The sequence below is a fragment of the Pectobacterium sp. CHL-2024 genome (assembly GCF_044751765.1).
Taxonomy (GTDB): domain Bacteria; phylum Pseudomonadota; class Gammaproteobacteria; order Enterobacterales; family Enterobacteriaceae; genus Pectobacterium; species Pectobacterium brasiliense.
In genome coordinates, this window is record NZ_JBIXKO010000023.1 from 1 (window position 1) to 25206 (window position 25206).

The 25206-nt window shown below is 53.2% G+C and carries 27 protein-coding genes and 1 riboswitch; of the genes, 19 read left to right on the forward strand and 8 right to left on the reverse strand.

Annotation, left to right across the window (positions count from 1 at the left end; genetic code table 11):
• Window positions 1–194: 194 nt before the first annotated feature.
• The gene (locus ACIPUG_RS19860; RefSeq protein WP_040034572.1) at window positions 195–677 is read right to left on the reverse strand and encodes a zinc ribbon-containing protein; all 483 of its coding nucleotides are present in this window, start codon (window positions 675–677) and stop codon (window positions 195–197) included.
• Window positions 678–987: 310 nt separating this feature from the next.
• On the opposite strand from ACIPUG_RS19860, the gene leuS reads away from it, so the two are divergent.
• The 13 genes from leuS to lipA all read left to right on the forward strand — a co-directional run bounded on the left by leuS (window position 988) and on the right by lipA (window position 14826).
• The gene (gene leuS, locus ACIPUG_RS19865) at window positions 988–3570 is read left to right on the forward strand and encodes a leucine--tRNA ligase (protein ID WP_400339913.1); all 2583 of its coding nucleotides are present in this window, start codon (window positions 988–990) and stop codon (window positions 3568–3570) included.
• A gap of 14 nt (window positions 3571–3584) precedes the next feature.
• Window positions 3585–4139: an LPS assembly lipoprotein LptE gene (gene lptE, locus ACIPUG_RS19870; protein ID WP_010284054.1), complete on the forward strand. Its 555-nt coding sequence runs from the start codon at window positions 3585–3587 to the stop codon at window positions 4137–4139.
• Entirely contained in the window at window positions 4136–5161 is a 1026-nt protein-coding gene (holA, locus tag ACIPUG_RS19875; RefSeq protein ID WP_349907000.1) for a DNA polymerase III subunit delta, read from the forward strand. The genes lptE and holA overlap by 4 nt, the downstream gene beginning before the upstream one ends.
• Window positions 5128–5817 (forward strand): nicotinate-nucleotide adenylyltransferase, encoded by a 690-nt coding sequence (gene nadD, locus ACIPUG_RS19880; RefSeq protein WP_010284050.1) that lies wholly within the window; start codon window positions 5128–5130, stop codon window positions 5815–5817. Before holA ends, nadD begins: the two co-directional genes overlap by 34 nt.
• A gap of 194 nt (window positions 5818–6011) precedes the next feature.
• Entirely contained in the window at window positions 6012–6329 is a 318-nt protein-coding gene (gene rsfS, locus ACIPUG_RS19885; protein WP_010284049.1) for a ribosome silencing factor, read from the forward strand.
• Window position 6330: 1 nt separating this feature from the next.
• Window positions 6331–6801, forward strand: a complete 471-nt coding sequence (gene rlmH, locus ACIPUG_RS19890) for a 23S rRNA (pseudouridine(1915)-N(3))-methyltransferase RlmH (protein WP_203450178.1) — start codon at window positions 6331–6333, stop codon at window positions 6799–6801.
• Window positions 6802–6834: 33 nt separating this feature from the next.
• Complete coding sequence (gene mrdA / locus ACIPUG_RS19895) at window positions 6835–8739, forward strand: peptidoglycan DD-transpeptidase MrdA (RefSeq protein ID WP_039275325.1); 1905 nt, start codon at window positions 6835–6837, stop codon at window positions 8737–8739.
• Between the two features lie 9 nt (window positions 8740–8748).
• Window positions 8749–9861 carry a peptidoglycan glycosyltransferase MrdB gene (gene mrdB / locus ACIPUG_RS19900; RefSeq protein ID WP_010284047.1) on the forward strand — a complete coding sequence of 371 codons (1113 nt, stop codon included), beginning with the start codon at window positions 8749–8751 and terminating at the stop codon, window positions 9859–9861.
• 13 nt (window positions 9862–9874) lie between these two features.
• Window positions 9875–10999: an endolytic peptidoglycan transglycosylase RlpA gene (gene rlpA, locus ACIPUG_RS19905; protein WP_400339920.1), complete on the forward strand. Its 1125-nt coding sequence runs from the start codon at window positions 9875–9877 to the stop codon at window positions 10997–10999.
• A 166-nt stretch (window positions 11000–11165) separates the two neighbouring features.
• The gene (dacA, locus tag ACIPUG_RS19910; RefSeq protein ID WP_010284040.1) at window positions 11166–12377 is read left to right on the forward strand and encodes a D-alanyl-D-alanine carboxypeptidase DacA; all 1212 of its coding nucleotides are present in this window, start codon (window positions 11166–11168) and stop codon (window positions 12375–12377) included.
• A 150-nt stretch (window positions 12378–12527) separates the two neighbouring features.
• Entirely contained in the window at window positions 12528–12791 is a 264-nt protein-coding gene (gene ybeD, locus ACIPUG_RS19915; protein ID WP_005976281.1) for a DUF493 family protein YbeD, read from the forward strand.
• A gap of 158 nt (window positions 12792–12949) precedes the next feature.
• A complete protein-coding gene (gene lipB / locus ACIPUG_RS19920; protein ID WP_174435849.1) occupies window positions 12950–13633 on the forward strand; it encodes a lipoyl(octanoyl) transferase LipB in 684 nt (227 codons plus the stop codon).
• 227 nt (window positions 13634–13860) lie between these two features.
• Complete coding sequence (gene lipA, locus ACIPUG_RS19925; RefSeq protein ID WP_014914620.1) at window positions 13861–14826, forward strand: lipoyl synthase; 966 nt, start codon at window positions 13861–13863, stop codon at window positions 14824–14826.
• Window positions 14827–14908: 82 nt separating this feature from the next.
• On the opposite strand, the gene tatA is transcribed toward lipA, so the two are convergent.
• Window positions 14909–15106 (reverse strand): Sec-independent protein translocase subunit TatA, encoded by a 198-nt coding sequence (gene tatA, locus ACIPUG_RS19930; RefSeq protein ID WP_039275319.1) that lies wholly within the window; start codon window positions 15104–15106, stop codon window positions 14909–14911.
• A gap of 246 nt (window positions 15107–15352) precedes the next feature.
• Window positions 15353–15457, forward strand: a riboswitch (Fluoride riboswitch).
• Between the two features lie 84 nt (window positions 15458–15541).
• Between tatA and crcB the strand changes: the two genes are divergently transcribed.
• Window positions 15542–15925 carry a fluoride efflux transporter CrcB gene (gene crcB / locus ACIPUG_RS19935; protein WP_010284026.1) on the forward strand — a complete coding sequence of 128 codons (384 nt, stop codon included), beginning with the start codon at window positions 15542–15544 and terminating at the stop codon, window positions 15923–15925.
• 81 nt (window positions 15926–16006) lie between these two features.
• Here crcB and cspE read toward each other — a convergent pair whose 3' ends face one another.
• Window positions 16007–16216, reverse strand: a complete 210-nt coding sequence (gene cspE, locus ACIPUG_RS19940; RefSeq protein WP_005976270.1) for a transcription antiterminator/RNA stability regulator CspE — start codon at window positions 16214–16216, stop codon at window positions 16007–16009.
• Window positions 16217–16433: 217 nt separating this feature from the next.
• Between cspE and ACIPUG_RS19945 the strand changes: the two genes are divergently transcribed.
• Entirely contained in the window at window positions 16434–17138 is a 705-nt protein-coding gene (locus ACIPUG_RS19945) for an aspartate/glutamate racemase family protein (protein ID WP_205544917.1), read from the forward strand.
• A gap of 176 nt (window positions 17139–17314) precedes the next feature.
• Here the strand turns inward: ACIPUG_RS19945 and ypfM are convergent, their stop codons facing one another.
• On the reverse strand, window positions 17315–17374 hold the full coding sequence (gene ypfM / locus ACIPUG_RS19950) for a protein YpfM (RefSeq protein WP_137739554.1): 60 nt from the start codon (window positions 17372–17374) through the stop codon (window positions 17315–17317).
• Window positions 17375–17607: 233 nt separating this feature from the next.
• On the opposite strand from ypfM, the gene ACIPUG_RS19955 reads away from it, so the two are divergent.
• The 4 genes from ACIPUG_RS19955 to ACIPUG_RS19970 are packed head-to-tail and all read left to right on the forward strand — an operon-like array spanning window position 17608 to window position 19982.
• Window positions 17608–17985, forward strand: a complete 378-nt coding sequence (locus tag ACIPUG_RS19955; RefSeq protein ID WP_400339923.1) for an ArsC family reductase — start codon at window positions 17608–17610, stop codon at window positions 17983–17985.
• 1 nt (window position 17986) lies between these two features.
• Window positions 17987–19114, forward strand: a complete 1128-nt coding sequence (dapE, locus tag ACIPUG_RS19960) for a succinyl-diaminopimelate desuccinylase (RefSeq protein ID WP_010284001.1) — start codon at window positions 17987–17989, stop codon at window positions 19112–19114.
• Window positions 19111–19785: a M15 family metallopeptidase gene (locus ACIPUG_RS19965; RefSeq protein WP_400339926.1), complete on the forward strand. Its 675-nt coding sequence runs from the start codon at window positions 19111–19113 to the stop codon at window positions 19783–19785. The genes dapE and ACIPUG_RS19965 overlap by 4 nt, the downstream gene beginning before the upstream one ends.
• 2 nt (window positions 19786–19787) lie before the next feature.
• Window positions 19788–19982 (forward strand): YpfN family protein, encoded by a 195-nt coding sequence (locus ACIPUG_RS19970; protein ID WP_010283998.1) that lies wholly within the window; start codon window positions 19788–19790, stop codon window positions 19980–19982.
• A gap of 86 nt (window positions 19983–20068) precedes the next feature.
• Here the strand turns inward: ACIPUG_RS19970 and ACIPUG_RS19975 are convergent, their stop codons facing one another.
• The 4 genes from ACIPUG_RS19975 to ACIPUG_RS19990 all read right to left on the reverse strand — a co-directional run bounded on the left by ACIPUG_RS19975 (window position 20069) and on the right by ACIPUG_RS19990 (window position 25196).
• The gene (locus ACIPUG_RS19975; protein ID WP_039503970.1) at window positions 20069–21739 is read right to left on the reverse strand and encodes a methyl-accepting chemotaxis protein; all 1671 of its coding nucleotides are present in this window, start codon (window positions 21737–21739) and stop codon (window positions 20069–20071) included.
• Between the two features lie 358 nt (window positions 21740–22097).
• Window positions 22098–22715 (reverse strand): esterase, encoded by a 618-nt coding sequence (gene ypfH / locus ACIPUG_RS19980; protein ID WP_205538092.1) that lies wholly within the window; start codon window positions 22713–22715, stop codon window positions 22098–22100.
• A 163-nt stretch (window positions 22716–22878) separates the two neighbouring features.
• Window positions 22879–23106 (reverse strand): DUF1272 domain-containing protein, encoded by a 228-nt coding sequence (locus ACIPUG_RS19985; protein WP_400339928.1) that lies wholly within the window; start codon window positions 23104–23106, stop codon window positions 22879–22881.
• Between the two features lie 47 nt (window positions 23107–23153).
• Window positions 23154–25196 (reverse strand): tRNA(Met) cytidine acetyltransferase TmcA, encoded by a 2043-nt coding sequence (locus ACIPUG_RS19990; RefSeq protein WP_400339929.1) that lies wholly within the window; start codon window positions 25194–25196, stop codon window positions 23154–23156.
• Between the last annotated feature and the right edge of the window lie 10 nt (window positions 25197–25206).

The window sequence follows — 25206 nt, forward strand, 5'->3', positions numbered from 1 at the left end:
GAAACAGCAAAAGTATGACGAGAATTACGCTACAGCAGCTTGACGCTCAAGACGGTAGCTGTAAGCTCGGATTGCGCCATCCATGGCGCAAACGCTTTACTCTTCTATCCCATTATCACCGTTCTCGTTCTGTAAATCGGTTTGCCAAAAATCTTAATATGCCGTAAGGCAGCTTATTTACTGCTCCTACAGCCTTACGGCTGAAACGGCTGGCGGTGGAACAGGTCATGTGAGCATTTCGGGCAGAGTGGCAAAACTTCCGGCGTGTAGAATGCAATATGATGATGGCAGTTCTCACACACCAAATTACCTAGCCCCACCACTTCACCGCTGTGATACACCCCGTGATGATTCACATCTTTGAAGATCTCACGCCATTCTAGCTGCGTTTTATCCGTAATATCCGCCAGCTCCTGCCATAGGCTTTCCTTGATGACTCGCATAAACACGCTGTCGGTAAACTCATCCTGACTTTCGTTATAGCTGCGGGCAAACTCTTCCAGATCGCGCTGAACAGCCTGAATCACCTGCTCGATTTCTTTCTGCGTCAGCTCCGAGCTTTCCTGCAAGGTTTTGCGGGCGCTCTGCACCAGACTGTCGAGATCGCGTTCACCATTGTTCAGCCGGGCCGTCACTGAAACCATTAACTCGCGGTAATAGCGGGCTAGTTTATTCATGCTTCCTCCTGAATTAAGCGGGTTGAAAGGTGATAAAGCACGACTATTCGCTGTCTGGCACACCGGGCCAAAAACCGATACGTTGCCTATCTCTCTCTATTTTAGATTATTTTTTCGGTACGCCTGATAAATTGTCGCCAATTTGCGCAACGCCTCGCAGTATGCCGCTCACAGATCAGAAATATTCCTCAGTCAGGCGCTGGGTGTTGTTGCCCGCGCCGCTTACGGCTATGCTATGCGGATCTTTTGTTATGAATCAGAACAGGCTACTCACGTAGCGATTCTTCACTAAACAGGACCCCTGGCAGCCATGCAAGAGCAATACCGCCCAGAAGAGATAGAAGCGGACGTCCAGCTTCACTGGCAAGAGAAGCAGACATTTAAAGTCACCGAACAGCCCGGCAAGGAAAAATACTATTGCCTTTCCATGCTGCCTTACCCTTCTGGCCGACTACATATGGGCCACGTCCGTAATTACACCATCGGCGACGTGATCTCCCGTTATCAGCGCATGCTGGGCAAGAACGTTCTGCAACCGATCGGTTGGGATGCCTTTGGCTTGCCGGCAGAAGGCGCAGCGGTTAAAAACAACACCGCGCCAGCCCCCTGGACCTACGCCAATATCGACTACATGAAAAACCAGCTCAAACTGCTGGGCTTTGGCTATGACTGGGATCGTGAAGTTGCGACCTGCAAACCAGACTACTACCGCTGGGAACAGTGGTTCTTCACCAAGCTGTACGAGAAAGGCCTGGTTTATAAAAAAACCTCCGCCGTTAACTGGTGCCCGAACGACCAGACCGTACTGGCGAACGAACAGGTTATCGACGGCTGCTGCTGGCGTTGTGACACTAAAGTCGAACGCAAAGAAATTCCACAGTGGTTTATCAAAATCACCGCTTACGCAGACCAACTGCTGAACGATCTGGATACGCTGGAAAGCTGGCCTGAGCAGGTCAAAACCATGCAGCGTAACTGGATCGGCCGTTCTGAAGGTGTGGAAATCACCTTTGATGTGGCAGACAGCGACGAGAAACTGACCGTTTACACCACGCGCCCCGATACGTTCATGGGCGTGACCTACGTTGCCGTTGCCGCTGGTCACCCTCTCGCTGCGCAGGCTGCTGCAACCAACCCCGCGTTGGCCGATTTCATTGCAGAATGCCGTAATACCAAAGTTGCCGAAGCCGACATGGCGACGATGGAGAAAAAAGGCATGGCCACTGGCCTGTATGCGATTCACCCGCTGAACGGTGAGAAAGTCGCTATCTGGGTCGCCAACTTCGTCCTGATGGAATACGGTACGGGCGCAGTGATGGCCGTTCCAGGCCACGACCAGCGTGACTGGGAATTTGCCACCAAATACGATCTGTCCATCAAGCCAGTTATTCTGAACGCCGATGGCAGCGAGCCCGATCTGTCCGCTCAGGCGATGACAGAGAAAGGCAGCCTGTTCAACTCTGGTGAGTTTGACGGTCTGGATTTCGAGGCTGGATTCAACGCTATTGCCGATAAGCTGGTAGAAAAAGGCATCGGCGAGCGTAAAGTCAACTATCGCCTGCGTGACTGGGGTGTCTCCCGTCAGCGTTACTGGGGCGCACCAATCCCAATGGTGACGCTGGAAGATGGCACCGTCATCCCAACGCCAGAAGATCAACTGCCGGTGATCCTGCCGGAAGATGTCGTGATGGATGGCATCACCAGCCCGCTGAAATCTAACCCGGAATGGGCGAAGACAACCGTTAACGGTCAGCCAGCGCTGCGTGAAACCGACACGTTCGACACCTTTATGGAATCTTCCTGGTACTACGCGCGCTACACCTGCCCGCAGTACGATCAGGGAATGCTGGATCCGGCTGCCGCCAACTACTGGCTGCCCGTTGACCAATACGTTGGCGGTATCGAACACGCCATCATGCACCTGATGTATTTCCGCTTCTTCCACAAACTGATGCGCGACGCCGGTCTGGTGACCTCTGATGAACCCGCCAAACGCCTGCTGTGTCAGGGTATGGTGCTGGCCGATGCCTTCTACTATCTGGGCAATAACGGCGAACGCATCTGGGTGTCTCCGACCGACGTAACCGTTGAGCGTGATGAGAAAGGACGCATCGTCAAAGCCGTCGATAACGAAGGCCGTGACGTGGTTTACGCGGGCATGAGCAAAATGTCGAAGTCTAAAAACAACGGCATCGACCCGCAGGTCATGGTAGAGAAATACGGTGCAGATACCGTGCGTCTGTTCATGATGTTTGCTTCTCCGGCGGAAATGACGCTGGAATGGCAGGAATCCGGCGTAGAGGGCGCAAACCGCTTCCTGAAACGCGTCTGGAGACAAGCCTTCGAGCATACTGAGAAAGGTGCGGTAACGTCTCTGGATATCGCTACACTGACGGAAGATCAGAAATCACTGCGCCGCGATCTGCACAAAACGATTGCTAAAGTGACCGACGATATCGGCCGTCGCCAGACCTTCAACACCGCGATCGCTGCCATCATGGAGCTGATGAACAAGCTGGCGAAAGCGCCGCAGGACAGCGATCAGGATCGCGCGCTGACGCAGGAAACCATGCTGGCCGTCGTTCGCATGCTGTATCCGTTCACGCCGCACGTTTGCTTCACGCTGTGGCAGGCGCTGCAAGGTGAAGGCGACGTTGATACTGCGCCGTGGCCGGTTGCAGATGAGAACGCGATGGTTGAAGATTCCAAGCTGGTCGTTGTTCAGGTTAACGGTAAAGTACGTGGTAAAATCACCGTTGCCGCTGACGCAAGCGAAGAACAGGTTCGCGAACGCGCTGCACAGGAACCGCTGGTCGCGAAATATCTGGACGGCGTCACGGTTCGTAAAGTGATTTATGTCCCTGGCAAACTGCTTAACCTGGTTGTGGGTTAAGGCAAGGAGGAACTGTGCGACATCGTCTATTCACGTTGTTGCTGGGGCTGGCGGTGTTAATCACCGCTGGCTGCGGTTTTCATCTGCGCGGCACGACACAAGTGCCTGCGCAGTTACAAACACTGGTGCTCGACAGCAGCGATCCTTATGGTCCGCTAACGCGTGCAGTACGTGAGCAGCTCCGTCTCAGCGATGTGAAAATCGTTGACGATGCGACGCGTCAGGATATCCCGTCTCTGCGGGTACTGGGCTCAAGCGAAACGCGCGATACCGTCTCTATTTTTCAGGACGGTAAAACAGCGGAGTACCAGATGGTACTAACGTTGCAGGCGCAGGTGCTGATGCCGGGTGAAGATATTTATCCGCTCAGCGTGACGGTGTTCCGCACGTTCTTTGATAACCCGCTGGCTGCACTGGCGAAAGATGCCGAACAGGACATCGTCCGTCAGGAAATGCGTGAGCAGGCTGCCCAGCAGTTGGTGCGTAAATTGCTGACCGTCAACGGTAGTCAGGAAGTCAAAAATCGGTTGCAGTCTACCGATTCCACCGCTGCCGCCACGCGTTCATGATTCGGCTTTACCCCGAACAACTCACCGCGCAGCTCCATGAGGGGCTGCGCGGTTGTTATTTGGTCTTTGGTTCAGACCCGCTGCTGCTGCAGGAAAGTCTCGACAGCATCAAACGGGTCGCTCAACAGCACGAATTCAGCGAGCATTTCAGCTTCATCCTGGATCTTCATACCGACTGGGATGCGATTTTCAGCACCTGTCAGGCGCTCAGCCTATTCGCCTCGCGCCAATCGCTCTTACTGGTTTTGCCGGAAAACGGCCCAAACGCCGCGATGGGTGAAAATCTGGTTAAGCTCTCTGGATTATTGCACCCCGATATTTTGCTGATTCTGCGCGGTCATAAGCTGACCAAAGCGCAGGAAAACAGCGCCTGGTTTAAAGCGCTGGCGCAAGACAGCGTCTATATCAATTGTCTGACGCCGGAACAGGCCCAGCTCCCTCGCTGGGTTGCTCAACGTGCCAAGTCCATGAAGTTAACTCTGGATGACCAGGCCACGCAGCTCATTTGCTATTGCTATGAAGGCAACTTGCTCGCGCTGTCTCAGGCGTTAGAGCGGCTGGCGCTGCTTTATCCCGATGGCAAACTGACCCTGCCGCGCGTGGAAAGTGCGGTCAATGATGCCGCTCACTTCACCCCGTTCCATTGGCTTGATGCGCTGCTGGCAGGCAAAGGCAAACGCGCCTGGCATATTTTGCAGCAGTTAAAACAGGAAGATTGTGAGCCTGTCATTTTATTGCGCACGCTACAGCGTGAACTGCTACAGCTGCTGGCGCTAAAACGACGCATGTCAGGCACGCCGCTGCGTACGCTCTTCGATCAGCAAAAAGTGTGGCAAAACCGGCGTGACCTGCTCACCCAGGCACTGCAGCGGCTTTCTCTTCAACAACTACAGCAGGCCGTACGGTTGCTAACGCAGGTGGAAATAACCTTAAAGCAAGACTATGGTCAGTCCGTTTGGTCTGAACTGGAATCGCTTGCCATGCTTCTGTGCGGCAAAGCCTTGCCGGAGGCATTCATCTGAATACGTCACCCGCAGCGCCATCCCTGACCGCGTTTTTTGGCGGCACGTTTGACCCGATTCATTACGGTCACCTTCAGCCAGTGACTGCACTGGCAAAGCTCGTGGGACTGACTCAGGTCGTCCTGATGCCCAATAACGTTCCACCGCACCGGCAGCAGCCCGAAGCCAGTTCCCGGCAGCGTTTTCATATGGCTGAGCTGGCCGTGGAAGGCAACCCGTTATTTACCGTGGACGATCGTGAACTGCAACGGCAAACGCCCTCCTATACCATCGATACGCTGGAAGCGCTGCGTGCTGAAAAAGGCCGAGATGCACCACTGGGCTTTATCATCGGGCAAGATTCGCTGCTAACGCTGCACCACTGGCACCGCTGGCAGGATCTGCTTAGCGTCTGTCATTTGCTGGTATGCGCTCGGCCCGGCTATCGCTCGACGTTGGAAACGCCCGAATTACAGCAGTGGCTGGACGATCATCTGACGCACACGCCGGACGATCTTCATCAGCAACCGCAGGGACGGATTTTTTTAGCAGACACACCGCTGGTCACCATTTCCGCCACGGACATTCGCCAGCGTCGCCAGCAAGGTCTGGACTGTCGCGATTTATTACCTCCCGCCGTGCTCAGCTACATCGACGAAAGCGGCCTGTACCAATAACGCCGCTTTTCCTGCCCATCAGCCACGGGCTTTATACCACTCGGTAAAAGTGCGTGATATACTCCGCGGCTGGTTTCAATCACCGGGAAAAGCGGAAATTCTCGGCAATTACTCGGTGATTTACCTTTTTCCTAAACAATTCAGCGCCACACGCGTTCGTCAGTTGCTGACAAAACGCCATTGAGGGGGAACCTTTGCAAGGCCAAGCACTCCAAGACTTCGTTATTGATAAGGTCGATGACTTAAAAGCCCAGGATATTGTTGCACTTAACGTGCAGGGTAAGTCCAGCATCACCGATTACATGGTTATCTGTACGGGTACCTCTACGCGTCATGTCGCTTCTATCGCCGATCACGTCGTGCAATCTTCACGCGCCGCGGGTCTGATTCCACTCGGTGTTGAGGGCGAAAGCGCTGCTGACTGGGTTGTTGTCGATTTAGGTGACGTGATGGTTCATGTCATGCAAGAAGAAAGCCGCCAGTTGTACGAATTAGAAAAATTGTGGGGCTAGTATGAAACTGCAACTGGTCGCCGTTGGCACCAAAATGCCCGACTGGGTGCAGACTGGTTTCACCGATTATCTGCGCCGTTTCCCAAAGGACATGCCTTTCGAATTACTCGAAATTCCGGCGGGGAAACGGGGTAAAAATGCTGACATCAAACGCATTCTGGAGCGCGAAGGCGAACAGATGCTAGCCGCAGTAGGCAAAGGCAACCGCATTGTTACGCTGGACATACCCGGGACTCGCTGGGAGACGCCGCAGTTGGCGCAACAGCTAGAGCGCTGGAAACAGGACGGGCGCGACGTCAGTTTGCTGATTGGCGGACCTGAAGGACTTTCGCCGGAGTGCAAAACCGCAGCAGAACAAAGCTGGTCACTCTCGCCATTAACGCTGCCGCACCCGCTTGTTCGTGTACTGGTGGCGGAGAGCCTGTACCGTGCATGGAGCATTACGACTAATCACCCTTACCATCGGGAGTAAGGCGATACGATGAAACCTGTGAAATAACGCTGGATGAAAGTAGAACGTAAACCCTTTCGTGATTATACGGCTGAGTCCGCCCTGTTTGTGCGCCGTGCTTTGGTAGCCTTTCTGGGCATTTTGCTGCTTTCCGGTGTATTAGTCGCTAATCTTTATCATCTGCAAATTGTGCGCGTTGATGACTACCGCACACGCTCTAATGAGAACCGCATTAAACTGGTTCCTATCGCGCCCAGCCGCGGCATCATCTATGACCGTAACGGCACCCCGCTGGCGCTGAACCGCACTATCTATCAGTTAGAACTGGTACCCGACAAAGTCGACAACCTTAAAGATACGCTGGAAGCTCTGCGCCCTGTCGTCGATCTGACCGATAGCGATCTGGAAAATTTTGAAAAAGAGCGCAAGCGCTCACGCCGCTTTACCTCTATTCCGGTAAAAACCGGGCTCGATGAGATTCAGGTCGCCCGCTTTGCCGTCAACCAATACCGCTTCCCCGGCGTTGAAGTGAAGGGCTACCAGCGCCGCTACTATCCCTATGGTTCTGCACTGACGCACGTCATCGGCTATGTTTCCAAAATCACCGATAAAGAAGTAGAGCGGCTGACCAAAGAAGAAAAAATTGCCGACTATGCCGCCACGCGTGACATCGGTAAGCTCGGGATTGAACGTCATTACGAAGACCTGCTGCACGGCAAGCCCGGTTATGAAGAAGTTGAGGTTAACAACCGTGGCCGCGTGATCCGCCAACTCCATGAACAGCCACCGCAGGCCGGGCGTGATATTTATCTGACGCTGGATCTAAGCCTGCAAATCTATATCGAGAAACTGCTGGAAGGCAGCCGTGCGGCCGTGATTGTCACCGATCCACGCGACGGCGGTATTCTGGCGATGGTTTCCACGCCCAGTTACGATCCCAACCTCTTTGTCGACGGGATTTCCACCAAGAATTACGCAAAACTCCAAAGCGATCCCGATCGTCCGCTGATCAATCGCGCGACACAGGGGATTTACCCCCCCGCCTCCACCGTTAAACCTTATATCGCGGTTTCCGCCCTGACAGCGGGCGTAATTACTACGAACACGAGCCTGTTCGATCCTGGCTGGTGGCAATTGCCGGGCTCCGAAAAGCGCTTCCGCGACTGGAAAAAATGGGGACATGGTCGCCTTAACCTCACCAAATCGCTGGAAGAGTCCGCGGATACCTTCTTCTATCAGGTCGCTTATGACATGGGCATCGATCGCCTGTCCGAATGGATGAACAAATTTGGTTACGGCGAGAGAACCGGTATCGATATTTCGGAAGAAAGCAAAGGCAATATGCCAACGCGCGAGTGGAAATTAGGACGCTTCAAAAAACCCTGGTATCAAGGGGATACGATTCCGGTCGGGATTGGTCAAGGTTATTGGACCGCAACACCTATCCAAATGAATAAGGCACTGGTGACGCTGATCAACGACGGCCAGGTCAAAACGCCGCACCTGCTTTATAGCTCGCGGGAAAATGGCAAGATTGTGCCTTTCCGGCAGACAGAGAATCAGCAAATTGGCAACATCCACTCTGGCTATTGGGAAGTGGCGAAGGATGGGATGTATGGCGTAGCTAATCGGCCTAACGGTACTGCCCACAAAAGCTTTGAGGATGCGCCTTATAAAATTGCGGCCAAATCCGGTACGGCACAGGTTTTCGGCCTGAAAGAAAACGAAACCTATAATGCGCACAAGATCGCAGAACATCTGCGTGACCATAAATTAATGGTTGCGTTTGCCCCCTATAAAGACCCTAAAGTAGCGATGTCGATTATTCTGGAAAACGGTGGTGTAGGCCCGACCGTTGGCACCATCACCCGCCAGATCCTCGATCATATTCTGCTGGGTGATAACAATACCGATTTACCCAGTGCGCCTCCTGCGCCACCGGGTAGCGAGAGTGAGTAACAGACAGTCATGACCGATAGCCAACAAAAGGGATCGTTCTGGGCGAAAATCCACATCGATCTGCCGTTTCTTCTCTGCATCCTGGCACTGCTGGGCTATAGCCTATTTGTTTTATGGAGCGCCAGCGGACAAGACGTCGGTATGATGGAGCGAAAAGTCGTTCAAATCGTGCTGGGGTTTACGGTGATGATCGTAATGGCGCAAATCCCTCCGCGCGTATATGAAGGCTGGGCCCCCTACCTCTATGTATTTTGCGTGATTTTGCTGCTCATCGTGGATATTTTTGGGCAAATCAGCAAAGGCGCGCAGCGCTGGCTGGATCTGGGCTTTATCCGTTTTCAGCCGTCAGAAATTGCCAAGATCGCCGTACCGCTGATGGTCGCACGTTTTATCAACCGTGATATGTGCCCGCCGTCGTTAAAAAATACGGCCATCGCGCTGGTGCTGATTTTTGTCCCTACGCTGCTGGTTGCTGCGCAGCCCGACTTAGGCACCTCGATTCTGGTCGCGCTATCAGGGCTATTTGTGCTTTTCCTCGCCGGTATGAGCTGGCGCTTGATTGGCATCGCCGTCCTGCTACTCGCTGCTTTTATTCCTATACTCTGGTTTTTCCTGATGCATGATTATCAGCGCGCCAGGGTCATGATGTTGCTCGATCCAGAAAGCGATCCGCTCGGAGCCGGGTACCATATTATTCAGTCGAAAATTGCGATAGGCTCAGGCGGGCTGTCTGGAAAAGGCTGGCTGCATGGCACCCAGTCTCAGTTAGAGTTTCTGCCAGAGCGCCACACCGACTTTATCTTTGCCGTGCTGTCTGAAGAGCTTGGGTTAATCGGTGTGTTGGTTCTGCTCGCCATGTATCTGTTCATGATTATGCGTGGCTTGGTCATCGCCGCAAATGCGCAAACCTCGTTCGGCCGGGTGATGGTCGGCGGGCTGATGTTGATTCTGTTTTTCTATGTGTTCGTCAATATCGGGATGGTCAGCGGTATACTTCCCGTCGTTGGCGTGCCGCTGCCGCTAGTCAGCTACGGTGGGTCGGCGCTGGTCGTCTTAATGGCGGGGTTCGGTATCGTCATGTCGATACATACTCACCGCAAACTGCTATCTAAGAATTTATAACACGAGGTGAGCAATGCGTAAGGATTGGCTTTGGGTCGGCGTAGCAACTCTGGCGCTTGCGGCCTGTACCACAACGGAACAGCGGCAGCCTGCGCCGCCCGTAACCCAGGTTTACAGCGGACCGACGGAAGAGATCGGTGGCGCAGAACCGCGTTATGAACCCTACAATCAGGGTACGCTGCAAGACTACAGCATCAAAGGCAAGAGCTATAAGATTGTCAAAAACCCGCAAAATTTTAGCGAGACAGGTTTAGCCGCATGGTACGGCGAAGAAGCCAGCGGCAACCGTACGTCAATCGGCGAAACGTTTGATCCTAATGCGATCACCGCCGCCCACCCAACGCTGCCTCTGCCAAGCTATGTCCGCGTGACCAACCTGAGTAACGGTCGCCGTCTGGTAGTTCGCGTGAATGATCGCGGGCCGTATACACCGGGCAGAATTATCGATCTGTCGAAGGCAGCAGGCGATCGACTGAATATCTCGAACAATACCAAAGTAAAAGTGGACTTCATCAACGTCGCGCCAGACGGTACGCTCTCCGGTCCCGGAACCGTCGGCACCACCGTCGCTAAGCAAAGCTTCGCCCTGCCGGAACGTCCGAGCTTCGGTGCCAGCGGGCTGGGTACACCGATGATGGAAACGACGTCGCCAACGCCCAACAGCGCCGTGCGCCCGATCAGCAATAGCAGCCTGAGTGCACCAGCAGAAAGCACACAGCCGCAGAGCAGCGCGCCGTCGCACAGCGGTGGTTTTCTGGGGGCACCTTCCGCTCTGCGTGCTGGCGTAGTTGAGTCCAGCGTGACGCCAGCGGTAGCGCCATCGTCATCCGCTGCGCCAATGAACGCCGCGCCAGTTGCCGCTGCAACAGTTGCCGCGCCCGCGACTGCAACGCCATCTGCCACGGGTCGCTATGTGGTTCAGGTCGGTGCATTGAGCGATCAACAGCGCGCGCAAACCTGGCAGCGCAGCCTGAGCGAACGCTTCCGCGTGGCCGGGAAAGTCACGGCGAGCGGCGGCCTGTATCGTATTCAACTGGGGCCATTCCAGAATCGTCAGCAAGCCGCTGAACTTCAACAACGTTTGTCAGTCGAAGCTCAGCAGCAGTCGTTTATTATCGCCGCACCCAGCACCCTCTAGTAACAGATAATCGGCAGACTCACGCAGCGAAAACGGCGGCTATGGCATTGAACATACCGCCCTTTTGCAAAATCACGTAACGTAATGTCTGGTGCCTGCCTATTTCCCATCTGCTATAGTGTGGCTCGTTTTTTAACTCATACCCACGGATGTTGTTGTTCCAATCATGAATACTGTAAACACGTCTCGTTTTACTAAACGTACTGCGCTTGGCGCACTGCTCGCCATTAGCGCCTCTTCCTTTGCCTATGCCGAAGATATCAATCTTAAAACGATGATCCCCGGCGTCCCGCAAATCGATGCTGAATCCTACATCCTGATTGATTACAACTCTGGGAAAGTGTTGGCGGAAATGAATGCCGACACGCGCCGCGATCCGGCCAGCTTAACGAAAATGATGACCAGCTACGTAATTGGTCAGGCCATTAAATCAGGAAAAATCAGCCCGAACGACATCGTTACCGTCGGTAAAGATGCCTGGGCAACCGGCAACCCGACCTTCCAGGGTTCTTCCCTGATGTTCCTGAAGCCGGGCGACCGCGTTCCTGTCTCCCAGTTAAACCGTGGCATCATTCTGCAATCTGGTAACGATGCCTGCGTCGCAATGGCTGACTACGTTGCCGGCAGTCAGGATGCCTTCGTTAACCTGATGAACGGTTACGTGAAAGCACTGGGGCTGAAAAATACCAATTTTGAAACTGTGCACGGCCTTGATGCGCCGGGTCAGTTCAGTTCGGCACGCGATATGGCCCTGATCGGTCAGGCGCTGATCCGCGATGTGCCAGAAGAATATGCGACCTACAAAGAGAAAGAGTTCACGTTCAACAATATTCGTCAGCCTAACCGTAACGGTTTGCTGTGGGATTCCAGCCTGAATGTTGACGGCATCAAAACGGGCCATACGTCATCAGCAGGCTTTAATCTGGTTGCCTCGGCAACAGAAGGCCAGATGCGCCTGATTTCTGCGGTACTGGGTGGACGTAACGCCAAAGGCCGCGAATCAGAAAGTAAGAAACTGCTGACCTGGGGCTTCCGCTTCTTTGAAACCGTCGCGCCATTGAAAGCAGGCAAAGAATTCGCTTCTGAGCCCGTCTGGTTTGGCGACAGCGACCGCGTTGCGCTGGGCGTTGAGAAAGATGCCTACCTGACTATTCCGCGCGGCCGTATGAAAGATCTGAAAGCCAGTTATGTTCTGGACAACACGGAACTGCATGCGCCGTTAGCCAAAAATCAGGTTGTGGGTTCCATCAACTTCCAACTGGATGGCAAAACCATCGATCAGCGCCCGCTGGTGGTTATGAACGAAGTGAAGGAAGGCGGGATCTTTGGCCGCATGATCGACTACATCAAACTGATGTTCCACCACTGGTTCGGCTAATCCCCCTTGTGTGGGGCCAAAACGTCCCCATATAGATACCATCCATAACTCCCGCAGAACGCGGGAGTTATGCTTTTTTAGTATACTGTACTGATGTCAGTGCTAATACCGTCGGAATAATGTCGACGTATTACCCTCTCTGGAGCGCAAATGAAAACCAAATTAAACGAACTGCTTGAATTCCCCTGTGTTTTTACCTACAAGGTCATGGGCGAGGCAAAACCAGAGTTGGTCGATCTGGTCGTTGAAGTGGTACAGCGTCATGCGCCAGGCGACTACACGCCGCAGATCAAACCCAGCAGCAAAGGGAATTATCACTCCGTTTCCATCACCATCACTGCGACACACATTGAGCAGGTGGAAACGCTGTACGAAGAACTGGGCAACATCGACATCGTGCGCATGGTTCTGTAAAGCATGAGTTCTGTAAGACCTGGGGTTCTGTAAAAGTCGTACTGTAATCAAAATGGGCGGGAAAACTGGCGAGTGCGGCAGGGTTTTGTGATTTTGCAAAGTGCTGTTCGCTGAGGCTTCCCGCCGTTATAATCCCTCCACCTTTCCTTAACCTGAAGATGACACACTTGCTACAGGATAAGATCATCGTACGCCAATTTGACGTACAGCCGTATGAACCCGTCTCTCTGGCGATGCATAATTTCACCGACCGACGTGATGATAAAACCCCAGATGAAATCTGGCTGGTTCAGCACCCTCGCGTATTTACGCAGGGTCAGGCAGGCAAAGCCGAACATGTCCTCATGCCCGGTGATATTCCCGTGATCCAGAGCGACAGAGGCGGTCAAGTGACCTACCACGGCCCCGGTCAGCAGGTCATGTACGTGTTGATTGACCTGAAGCGTCGCAAGCTCGGCGTTCGTCAACTCGTCACCGCCATCGAAAATACCGTGATTGGCACACTGGCACATTTCCAGATTGAAGCTCATGCGCGCCCTGATGCGCCTGGCGTTTACGTAGGCGAGCGTAAAATCTGTTCGCTAGGGCTGCGTATTCGCAAAGGCTGCTCTTTCCACGGGCTGGCGCTCAATATTGCCATGGATCTTTCCCCTTTCCTGCGTATCAACCCGTGTGGTTACGCCGGAATGGAGATGACGCAACTCAGCGATCTGGTGCCGGGCGTCACGGTGGACGACACCGCCCCTGTGCTGGTGAACACTTTTTTGCAGTTAGTCGGCTACTCCGCACCCGAATTTGTTTCGTGGAATCTGGACGTTCAGGGTGAGCCGCTTCCTGGTTAACGCATTTCATCTTGTTAATAAAAATCAGTCAGGTAGACGATCGTTTTTTGATAAATTACATTTTATTCACATAATTTCTTCATTTTGATCGCGCAAAGGCTGATTGTGGTTAGGCAAGATGATATAATTTTTATAGTTTTTTAAAAAAAAGTTTAACTAAAAACATAATCCTTTGAATTTGAATTACAAATTTAAAGAAACGATTCAGAACTGGAACTTACGCAAACATGAGTAAACCGATTCAGATCGAACGCGGCGTTAAATACCGCGATGCCGATAAGATGGCGCTAATCCCGGTACGTACCGTCGTCACCGAACGCCAAGAGCTTCTGCGCAAACCTGAATGGATGAAGATTAAACTTCCGGCAGATTCAAGCCGTATTCAGGGAATCAAAGCGGCCATGCGCAAAAACGGGTTGCACTCAGTTTGCGAAGAAGCGTCCTGTCCGAATCTGGCGGAGTGTTTCAACCACGGTACCGCCACCTTCATGATTCTGGGTGCCATTTGTACCCGTCGCTGCCCGTTCTGTGACGTTGCCCACGGCCGCCCGCTTACACCGGATGCCAATGAGCCTGAGAAACTGGCACAGACCATCCATGACATGGGTTTACGCTATGTCGTGATCACCTCCGTTGACCGTGATGATCTGCGCGACGGCGGAGCCCAGCACTTTGCAGACTGTATCAGCGCCATTCGCCGCAAAAATCCGAGTATCCGCATCGAAACGCTGGTGCCAGACTTCCGTGGCCGTATGGATCGCGCGTTAGAGATCTTGACCGCCACGCCGCCAGATGTGTTCAACCACAATCTGGAAAACGTACCGCGCGTTTACCGTCAGGTCCGCCCTGGTGCGAACTATGAGTGGTCACTGAAGCTGCTGGAAAACTTTAAAAAAGCGCATCCAGATATCCCAACCAAATCTGGCCTGATGGTTGGATTGGGGGAAACCAATGCGGAAATCGTGGAAGTGATGCGTGACCTGCGCCGCCACGGCGTGACGATGCTAACGCTGGGACAATATTTACAGCCGAGCCGCCATCACCTGCCAGTACAACGCTACGTCAGCCCGGATGAATTCGATGAGATGAAGGCCGAAGCGATGGCGATGGGCTTTACCCACGCTGCCTGCGGCCCATTTGTTCGCTCGTCCTACCATGCCGACCTACAGGCAAAGGGCATCGAAGTAAAATAAGCGCTCATACATATTTACACATTTTTTGTGTGGGATAAAAAACGGACGGCAATTGCCGTCCGTTTTGCTGTGTGAGATGCGATCAGGGTTCTTTACGAGATGAATCATGCAGCGCTGCCGTATCATCCGTCTTTGCCGGCTGCTCGTCACTCATCGCCTTCTTGAAGCCTTTAATCGCCGCGCCCAAGTCACCGCCGAGGCTACGAAGTTTATTCGTACCGAACAGCAGAATGATTAACGCGCCAATCACCAACAGCTTGGCAATACTGATACCTTCCATACAAACCTACCTGATTTAGATGCTGGAGACGCCAGCGAACGAGAACGATTTTTATTGAAAATAATTCTTTTACTCTATGTCCTCTATCTAAGACCTTATGCAGTACGACACAATTAGCATCTGTAACAAATTGCATCTATAACAAAGTAAGACGCGGCAAAAGCACTTTCGCCCGTATTCAGATTGCTTTACAACTTTCACCTCGGCAGCACTACAAAAGTCCCTTCTGACGGCGTAAACTTTCCCTACTACAGCGGAGATGACATTCCTCCCTACCCTCGCGCAGCCAAAACGCTGACAGCCTTAAAAACAGGGTACAACCGCCACTCGGCTAATGATGTCTACGTCCACCTCGCAGAGAGGGCGTAGCGTCCTGCCCCATACTCTCCGAGACCACAAAAACAATTCAGGCAAAACAACCCAAGAAAGGTTTCTATGTTTAGTACATTACTCGCGGTATTTATTGGTGGCGGAGTCGGTAGCGTGGCGCGCTGGCAGCTTGGCGTGAAGTTTAACAATCTGTATCCAACGCTGCCGCTGGGCACTCTGCTTGCCAACGTGATCGGGGCTTTTGTTATTGGCGGCGCACTCGCTTTCTTCCTGCGCCATCCTCATCTCGATCAGGACTGGAAAATATTGATTACCACCGGGCTGTGCGGCGGTTTAACGACGTTTTCGACCTTTTCCGCAGAAGTCGTCATGTTCCTGCAAAGTGGACAATTGGCGGCGGCGGGGTTACACGTCCTGTTGAATCTGGCGGGTTCTTTGCTCATGACCGCACTGGCGTTTGCGCTGGTCACGTGGGTGACAACACATTGAGGTCATGTGGGAATTGATAGCACGTGGAAAATGAAGCAAAAAAAACCCGCCATAGGCGGGTTTTTCACGAAATCGGTATAATTAAATAGCGTTAACGTTAGCAGCTGAAGGACCTTTGGCACCGTCAGTGATTTCGAACTCTACACGCTGACCTTCAGCCAGAGTTTTGAAACCATTGCTCTGAATGGCAGAGAAGTGTACGAACACGTCTTTGCTACCATCTTCAGGAGTGATGAAACCGAAGCCTTTAGACTCATTGAACCACTTAACACTACCTTTAATCTTAGACATCAAACTTACCTTTACATGAATGAAAGACACAAAATCTGTGTCAGGTACAGTACAACAATAGATTGGCCTTTTGTCCAGTTGAAGTTGGATAAAAAGTGATAAAAGTCGCTAAAAATGTATACCGCGCAACTCAGCTGTCCTATTTTAACCCGATGCAGAACGCAGAGAGTTCAGTTCTGACCAATTCATCACTTTTTACGATATGAAGGAAGGCATCATGGTAAGTAAAACGCTGGGTCTGATCGGGGGCATGAGTTGGGAATCTACCATTCCGTATTACCGCATTATCAACGAGTATGTGAAAAGCCAACTTGGCGGCCTGCACTCCGCCAAAATCATCCTGCACAGCGTCGATTTCCACGAGATCGAACGGTTGCAGTCACAAGGTGATTGGGAACAGTCAGCCGCTGTACTCAGCAATATCGCAGTAGGATTACGTCAGGCGGGAGCAGAGGCGATCGTCATCTGTACCAACACCATGCATAAAGTGGCCGATGACGTTGAACGCGCCTGCCAGCTTCCTCTTTTGCATATTGCCGATGCCACCGGTGCCAGCCTGAAACAGCACGGATTGAAGAAAGTCGGTTTGCTTGGAACCCGCTACACAATGGAGCAGGATTTCTATCGCCAGCGCATTCAGGAACGATTTGGCGTAGAGGTGATAGTTCCTGACCATGAGGGAAAAGAAGCCGTTAATCGCATCATTTACGATGAACTGTGTCTGGGAAACATTAACGACGCATCGCGGCAGGTCTATCGGGACATTATCCAGCAGCTTGAACAGCAAGGCGCAGAAGGCATCATTCTGGGGTGTACGGAGATTCCGCTATTAATCAGCGCTCAGGATGCAAAGGTTCCTCTTTTTGATACCAGCAGGCTCCACGCGATTGCCGCTGCGAAATTTGCACTTAACCAGTCATGACTATGAATTAATTAGATAAAATAAAATTCATACGCAAACTAATAATAGCCTCTTTTATTCACTCAGGTTTCCCCTTTTCACAAAGAAAAAAAGCAGTATTGAGATACTCAATACTGCTTTATTCGTATGATTTTATTCCTGGTATGGTATGCAATGACTAACAGTACTTCTCGTTATTATTTACGTAACATTGCTTCAATAAAATCTTTCCAAGTACTTACTTCTACTTCTACCATGCGAACCTCTTGGTGATTAACGGCGACGCATTATATGCACACTTTTTAATCAGGAAAAAGTGTTATGAAAGTATAAAAACTATACTTCCTCACATTTCTGCTACACAGTTCACAGTAGATCTCCCCGCCTTTTTTCGGCATGCTGGGCTATCGCACGATTAGACTCAGTCAGGCCGTACTGTCCTGAACAACAATCGTCATGCAACCCAATAAGCAGAAAGGATTTTATCCCTATGGCGCTGACCATGTATGGCATCAAAAACTGTGACACTATAAAGAAAGCGCGCCGCTGGCTGGACGATCAACAGGTGGCGTATCGCTTCCATGATTACCGTGCCGATGGTCTGGATGAACAGCTGCTACAGCGTTTTATCGACCAACTGGGGTTTCAGGCCTTACTCAACACACGCGGAACGACCTGGCGTAAACTCAGTGAAGACCTGCGTGAACGGATCAACAGCGATGCCAGCGACAGCGCAGAGGCTGCCAAAAATCTCATGTTGGAACAGCCAGCGGTGATTAAACGGCCGTTGCTGATAACCGATGACGGCCAGTCGCTGCTTGGTTTCAGTATCGACAGCTACCAGAAATTTATTGCGGAGAACAAATAACGTGTCTTGCCCAGTCATAGAGCTCGCTCAACAGTTAATTAAACGCCCTTCCCTCAGCCCGAATGACGAGGGTTGCCAGGCGCTCATGATTGAACGCCTGACGGCGATTGGCTTTACCGTCGAAGCGATGGATTTTGGCGATACCCAGAATTTCTGGGCATGGCGCGGCACAGGGAAAACGCTGGCCTTCGCCGGACACACCGATGTGGTTCCCAGCGGCGATGAAAGCCACTGGCAGCATCCACCGTTTGAACCCATCATTCGTGACGGCATGCTGTACGGTCGCGGCGCGGCGGACATGAAAGGTTCACTGGCTGCAATGGTGATTGCCGCTGAACGCTTTGTCGCCGCCCACCCTAATCATCAGGGGCGTCTGGCGTTCCTGATTACCTCGGACGAAGAAGCCAGCGCCGTTAACGGCACCGTGAAAGTCGTTGAGGCGCTGATGGCACGCAACGAGCGATTGGACTTCTGTCTGGTCGGCGAGCCGTCCAGTACGCATGTTGTGGGTGATGTGGTCAAAAATGGCCGCCGTGGTTCTATCACCGCGAATCTCCGCGTACACGGCGTGCAAGGGCACGTTGCCTATCCTCATCTGGCGGACAATCCCGTTCATCGCGCAGCACCGGCGCTTAACGAACTGATCGCAACCGAGTGGGATCAGGGCAACGACTTCTTCCCACCGACCACGATGCAAATCGCCAATATTCAGGCAGGTACCGGCAGCAATAACGTCATCCCCGGCGAGTTATTTGTGCAGTTCAATTTCCGCTTCAGCACCGAATTGACGGATGTGTTAATCCAGCAGCGCGTGGCGGAATTACTGGATCGCCACCAGCTTAATTACACCATCGACTGGAAGCTCTCCGGCCAGCCATTCCTGACCGCACGCGGCGAACTGGTCGATGCCGTGGTGAATGCCGTCAAACATTACAACGAAGTTACCCCAGAGCTGCTGACCACCGGCGGCACCTCCGATGGCCGTTTCATTGCCCGCATGGGCGCACAGGTCGTTGAACTGGGCCCCGTGAACGCCACGATCCATAAAGTGGATGAATGCGTCAGCGCGGCAGACCTGCAACTGCTGAGCCGCATGTACCAGCGCATTATGGAGCAGCTCATCGCATGATGACGCCAGCTACGTTAACCGGTAAAAGCGACCAGCATCTGGTCGCTTTACAGGGTCGTCATCGTCTTCAACCGGAGGCGGTAACCGCGTTTCTGGCGCTACAGCAGGCGGCAAAAACGGCGGGATTTAACCTACAACCCGCTAGCACCTTTCGTGACTTCGAGCGCCAGCGTCAGATCTGGAATGGCAAGTTTCGCGGTGAGCGTCCCGTCATGGATGCCAACAGCCAGCAGCTGGACGTGTTATCTCTGGACGAAGGTGAGCGATGTGAAGCAATTCTGCGCTGGTCCGCTATGCCCGGTTCCAGCCGCCACCATTGGGGCAGCGATCTCGATATCTACGATCCCGATTTATTACCCGCAGGCCGTTCGCTCCAGTTGGAGCCGTGGGAATATGAAGAAGGCGGTTACTTTGCCGCGCTGAATACGTGGTTGAGTGCGCACATGCATGAATACGGTTTTTATCGACCTTATGCGCACGATCTCGGCGGTGTCGCAGCCGAACTCTGGCATATCAGCTATTATCCACTAGCACAGTATGCGGAAGAACAGCTTACACCCGACCTCATTCTTGCCGCCTGGCAAGATGAAGACATTGCAGGCTACCACTGGCTCAGTCAGAACTTGCCGCAGCTGTTTACCCGTTATATTCATAATGTTGATGAGGCGTAACCATGGCATGGCTGGCTGATTACTGGTGGATAATTCTGATTGTCCTGATAGGCATGCTGATTAACGGCATCAAAGAATTGCGCAACGTTGACCATACGCGTTTTCTGCTCAATAAACCGAAATTGCCTCCACACCGTGACAACAACGACAAGTGGGACAAGGAAGAAGACGACGACTGGCCGAAGAAAAAACCCTGACACCTTCCTCGCAAACCGCCTGCACGCGAGCTAAGCACCGCGCAGGCGGTTTGGATGCTTACACTTCCGCTAAACACGCATTTCCGCTAAAACGTTTCCCAATTCGCATTCGATGGCCCGGCATGAGCGGGTTTAGGCAACAGTGACTTTGGTAATGCAGCAAGCGAAGGCGCGCTCTCGGCACGGTGTTCCTGCTCTGCTGCCTGATTAATCTTGAACACCGCCACCGCGTTTTGTAAATATCTGGCCTGCTCTTCCAGTGCCGCTGCGGCAGACGCGGATTCTTCCACCAGCGAGGCGTTTTGCTGGGTGACGCGATCCATTTCATTGACCGCCTGCCCAACCTGATCGATCCCCCGGCTTTGCTCATCGGACGCCGAGGCGATTTCCCCCATGATATCCGTTACCCGGCTCACCGCACCGACGATTTCTTTCATCGTGTCACCCGCGTCTTTCACCTGCAAAGAGCCGGTATTGGTGCGGCTAACCGAATCATCAATCAGCGATTTGATCTCTTTGGCGGCCTGAGCACTGCGCTGTGCCAGCGTTCTCACTTCCCCCGCAACCACGGCAAAGCCTCGCCCTTGCTCCCCGGCTCGCGCCGCTTCTACCGCCGCATTCAGTGCCAGAATATTGGTTTGGAAGGCGATGCTATCAATCACGCTGGTAATGTGGGCGATTTTTTGTGAACTGTCGGCAATCTCATTCATCGTCTTCACAACATTGTCGACGACAGTACCGCCTTTATTGGCCGTTTCCGACGCATTTTTTGCCAGCAGCGTAGCCTGACGCGCATTGTCTGAGTTCTGCTTCACCGTTGAGGTCAATTGCTCCATGCTGGCCGCGGTTTCCTGTAGCGATGCGGCCTGCTGCTCCGTGCGCGAAGACAGATCGTTGCTGCCCACCGAGATTTCACTGGCCCCAGAATGGATGGAGTGGGAGCTGTCGCGCACCAGACTCACGGTGCGGATTAATGATTGCTGCATATGATGTAGCCCCGCCGCAAGCTGGCTCATCTCATTGCGCCCAGTCGTATCAATAGGATGTGTCAGATTGCCCTCGGCAATCGCGCTGATATGCTGCATGAGCGTACGCAGCGGATGCAAAAGAATACGCTGCAACCCGATCCAACTGAGGATAATCACCAGCACGACGACGACGGAAAGTGCGCCCAGAAGCCACAGCATCGTTTCAAATGCCGCGTGGTTTTCCTGTAGCCCGTCATCCGACAGCTGATTTTGCGCCGCCCGCCACGTAATATAGGCGTCCTGCATGGCCACATTCAGCGGCGTGGCACCGCTACTCAATTTCATCGCTGCCCCCGCTAACCCACCGGAAAGCGAATCCACAATATCATTCAGTAGCTTGTCGTAAGCGGTATAGCTCGCCTCAAGTTTTTTGGATAATGCTTCATCCAACCCGGGTGTATTAGGCAGAGACAAATAGTGTTTATAACTACTCTCTGAGGCGGCCAATTGCGATTTTGCTTGCTGTAAAAGAGCCTGCATAGCCTCTTTATCCGCATTCCCCATCATCATGTTTTGTATAATAGAACCGATAGCGATGCGCGTCTGATTCATCATAATCCATGCATCAGTAAAGGCCGCTACATTCTGGTTAGAGCGTTGTGAAACCAGGAATCCCTCTCTGTCGTTAGTCAATGCACGAACGGATAGCGCACCGGTTAAAAATTGAGATATCCCCAACACAAACAATAAGATAACAAGGATGGTAATGACTTTAATACGTTTAAACATGGCACACCCTCTTTTTCCATAAGGATGCGATATTTATATCTGAAAAAATAAGATAAATATTGAACACTCAACACAAATAAAAACATTGCCTATATTATTTAACATTCAAATATGGATTATATTCTTTTTAATATGGATAAATTCTCATTCCTAAAAATAGAATCTCTACGTTGAATAGAGAAATTAAGAAATGAGCAATAAGATAATCTGATGGAATAAAGAAAATAATTCGAGCGGCGTGATAAAACGTGAACAGGTTGAACAGCGCAAGGCGTTGGTCCTTTAAAGCCAGCTCATAAAGAACTGGGCATTTAAGGGAACAACGCTCAAGTAGCTTGAAGTATAGCGGGATAGGCTTTTATTTGAGGTAGGCCAGCGCCTGCTTCAGCATCCGTTCATCAATGCCGTGCCCGACAGCGGGGGCTACATCCAACGTAAATGACGTCCCCAGTTCCTGAAAGCGCTGCGCGGCAGCATGCGCATGTCCAACCACAATCACGCCGTCCGCTTCACCGTGAATCAGGTGCACAGCAACATCAGCAAAGGCTTTTTCTGGCAGCACAGCAAAGCGACCGCTGAACGCGATAATGTGCCCAGCCAGTGAGGGTTCAGACTTCAACGCCTCCAGCGACATAATGCTGCCTTGCGAGAAGCCCACCAGCACGGTTTGTTCCGCACTCACGCCGCTTTGCACCTGCCAGTGGCGCACCGTCTCAATAAAACGCGGCAGGTTTGCTTCAATACGAGATAACCGATTCTCTTCCGTGACACCTTGAACAGAGAACCACTGCCGCCCGTCGCCATAGCCAGTACTGAACGGCCCGGCAATACTGACTACCATCGCCTGCGGTAAAGCGGCAGCAAAATAGCGCCCAATCTGCGCCATGCCTGCGGCGGTATCACCCACGCCATGAAATAGCAGGATTAACCGATTCGCTTCCGAAGGCTGCTGAACAACAACATAATCTTGATTCACATTTCTCTCCTGAAGGCATGCGCCGAACACGTCACCTGCCGATATTCGTCATAAAGTACGGTTAGCTCTCACTATACGCCGCGCAATAACAGGAGAAATCGGGAATTACTGAATGAGATGTTCCATTTTTTGCAACGACAAAGGGGATATCCAGCCCACCCTGTCAGTGCGGTTTGATAATACGGGTCGTTGAAGCCGGATCGTTTACCAGACAGAGTGCCGGGCGAACTGGTCGTTTGACCAGTTCGCCGCCGCAGTTGGGGCAGGCGTGATGAAACACGGTATCCGCGCAGTCAGGACAGAACGTGCATTCGTAGGAGCAGATATACGTTTCGGCGTCCGGCGGCAAATCACAATCGCAGTGCTCACAGTTGGGGCGCAATTCCAGCATCGGCTTATCCTGAAAGGGACAGAGGAGAATTTACAACTTATCAGATTTCACAAAACTCGGGAAACCCATTCGCGAATGCGTTGCCCATCAAGATCACGCAACGCATTCGCGGTCTCCTCGCGCCAGCGTTTCAGAAGTGCTTTCCTACCGGTCAGCCCCAGCTTCATGGCTATCTGCTCGCTTTCACCTGGCTTTTCCGCCAGCAGGCGTAGCGCAGGCAGCGGCAATGCGGTGTGAACCAGCAGGCGGCAAAGCGCGGCGAAGCTGGCCTCCATCGGCCGATGCGCAAACGCAAACCCCGCCAATTCACGCCAGTCATCTTCATTCAACTCAACGCTTTCTGTCTGCGGCAACGCAAGGTTCAACGGAATCAAGCGCTGTAACCAATGCCAGTCACGCGCCAATTGCTGACTTCCCTGCTCCGCCAGTCTATGCCCTGCTTCACTCAGCGGCAGCACCGCCATCGCGCTGTAACAGCCGCTGCTGGCTTCAAGATGGCTGCCAATGCGCACCAGTTGAAATCCACACGACTGCCAGAATGCCCACAGATCCGGCTGATAGCCGAAGCTAACCGACAGGTAATCCAACGCCTGTCGCTGTGCCTCACGCCTCTGTTCTGCAATGAGCGCACGGCCAATCCCTTGTCGGCGGCATGACGATGCCACTGCAATCCGGCTAACGCGGCGAGCATGCAGCGTAGGCGCCTGCCATAAACCAGCGTGTGCCGCTAGCGACTGCGCCACCAGATTACCGCGCGGGCGTCGCCGTCCTGCCCACACCTCATGAGCCAGCGAATCCGACAGTCCGCCTTCCTCCACCAGCCACAGCACACCACACATCTCGCCCGCCATCTGTGCGCTGGCAATATGCATACCCGGCGCATCCATCAGGCGGCGCAAATCCAGCGGCGAAGTACGGTAATGCGCGCTGCACAAGAGCGCATAGCACCATGCCAGACGCTCAGGATGTATTAGCCAGTCGTCGGCACATTCGGTTCGACTTTCCAGCGCAGAAGAGGGAATAGATCGATCGGGCTGTGGCGGGGACTGAAACGCGTCGGGCTCGTTGAATAGCAGCGCCTGATCCAACACCCGTTCCAGCGGATCGTTCGCGGCCCAGCGCAGAGGCTCTTTCAGCGTAAACGCCCGCCACTGCGGCAGCGTCGCACAAAATTTCAGCAGAAATCCCCGTCCGGTGCCTTCGTACCCCTGTACCGTCGTGGTCATCAGAATGCGGGGAAAATGCGGTAACAGCGCGGAGAGTACGGAAGACGGAATCGCCGCCGCTTCATCAATTAACAGCCAGTCGATATCGGGCGCGCCATGAAGGCGGCAATGTGCGAGCAGCGCATCCGGAGCCCAGAATTGCGTCTCGGTACGTGCGTGCTGTTGCAGAATCTCCGCCGCGGCGCGGGAAGGTGCGGTAATCCAGCAGGCTCCCCGACTGCGCTGCGTCAGCATGCCCGCCAGCGCTGATTTCCCCCGTCCGCGCGGTGCGGTAATCACAAACACGCCAGATTCTGCGGCATTCAGCTCATGCAGAATCTGCTGCTGTTGCGCTGTCGGTTCACCGTTCGCAGGTTGCCAGTCCGATCGCGCGGCCAGTGGCCGAATCACGACTTCCTGGCCCTGCTGCCAGAGCACCACGTCCTCATCGGCCAACAGCTGGCGCTGAAAATGCTGGATAAAGTGCGGGGTAGCAATCGGCTGGTCTTGTTCGCTCCAGCGCAGGCTGTCTTCATCCGGCTGCGTCGGCCATGTCTGCCACGACGGCACCAGCATAATCAGCCAGCTACCGACCTGTAGCGTGCCTGACAGCATCGCCAGCGCCTCGACGTCCACGCCTTTGCGCGCATCAAACACCGCGTGAAGAAACTCCCGCCCCAGCAGGGTCCGCACTCGACTGGCTGGCAGCGCAGTGACGGAATCAGGCGCGGACTCGCCGATCCACAGCCAGTCACCAGACGATTGGCGGCTGAGCGCCAGCGCCTGTTCTTCACACCAGCTCGGTTCGCCGCTCAACACCAGCAATCGCCGGACGCCATAGCGCTGCTGCTGGCGTTGGCTGTGGAGAAAATCACGCAACATCATCACACGCGCC

Bases quoted from the DNA above. Each gene is read 5' to 3' on its own strand.
- ACIPUG_RS19860 (WP_040034572.1), bottom strand. From the start codon at position 677: ATGAATAAACTAGCCCGCTATTACCGCGAGTTAATGGTTTCAGTGACG.
- leuS (WP_400339913.1), top strand. From the start codon at position 988: ATGCAAGAGCAATACCGCCCAGAAGAGATAGAAGCGGACGTCCAGCTT.
- holA (WP_349907000.1), top strand. From the start codon at position 4,136: ATGATTCGGCTTTACCCCGAACAACTCACCGCGCAGCTCCATGAGGGG.
- rlmH (WP_203450178.1), top strand. From the start codon at position 6,331: ATGAAACTGCAACTGGTCGCCGTTGGCACCAAAATGCCCGACTGGGTG.
- mrdA (WP_039275325.1), top strand. From the start codon at position 6,835: ATGAAAGTAGAACGTAAACCCTTTCGTGATTATACGGCTGAGTCCGCC.
- mrdB (WP_010284047.1), top strand. From the start codon at position 8,749: ATGACCGATAGCCAACAAAAGGGATCGTTCTGGGCGAAAATCCACATC.
- rlpA (WP_400339920.1), top strand. From the start codon at position 9,875: ATGCGTAAGGATTGGCTTTGGGTCGGCGTAGCAACTCTGGCGCTTGCG.
- dacA (WP_010284040.1), top strand. From the start codon at position 11,166: ATGAATACTGTAAACACGTCTCGTTTTACTAAACGTACTGCGCTTGGC.
- ybeD (WP_005976281.1), top strand. From the start codon at position 12,528: ATGAAAACCAAATTAAACGAACTGCTTGAATTCCCCTGTGTTTTTACC.
- lipB (WP_174435849.1), top strand. From the start codon at position 12,950: ATGACACACTTGCTACAGGATAAGATCATCGTACGCCAATTTGACGTA.
- lipA (WP_014914620.1), top strand. From the start codon at position 13,861: ATGAGTAAACCGATTCAGATCGAACGCGGCGTTAAATACCGCGATGCC.
- tatA (WP_039275319.1), bottom strand. From the start codon at position 15,106: ATGGAAGGTATCAGTATTGCCAAGCTGTTGGTGATTGGCGCGTTAATC.
- crcB (WP_010284026.1), top strand. From the start codon at position 15,542: ATGTTTAGTACATTACTCGCGGTATTTATTGGTGGCGGAGTCGGTAGC.
- cspE (WP_005976270.1), bottom strand. From the start codon at position 16,216: ATGTCTAAGATTAAAGGTAGTGTTAAGTGGTTCAATGAGTCTAAAGGC.
- ACIPUG_RS19945 (WP_205544917.1), top strand. From the start codon at position 16,434: ATGGTAAGTAAAACGCTGGGTCTGATCGGGGGCATGAGTTGGGAATCT.
- ACIPUG_RS19955 (WP_400339923.1), top strand. From the start codon at position 17,608: ATGGCGCTGACCATGTATGGCATCAAAAACTGTGACACTATAAAGAAA.
- ACIPUG_RS19965 (WP_400339926.1), top strand. From the start codon at position 19,111: ATGATGACGCCAGCTACGTTAACCGGTAAAAGCGACCAGCATCTGGTC.
- ACIPUG_RS19970 (WP_010283998.1), top strand. From the start codon at position 19,788: ATGGCATGGCTGGCTGATTACTGGTGGATAATTCTGATTGTCCTGATA.
- ACIPUG_RS19975 (WP_039503970.1), bottom strand. From the start codon at position 21,739: ATGTTTAAACGTATTAAAGTCATTACCATCCTTGTTATCTTATTGTTT.
- ACIPUG_RS19985 (WP_400339928.1), bottom strand. From the start codon at position 23,106: ATGCTGGAATTGCGCCCCAACTGTGAGCACTGCGATTGTGATTTGCCG.
- ACIPUG_RS19990 (WP_400339929.1), bottom strand. From the start codon at position 25,196: ATGATGTTGCGTGATTTTCTCCACAGCCAACGCCAGCAGCAGCGCTAT.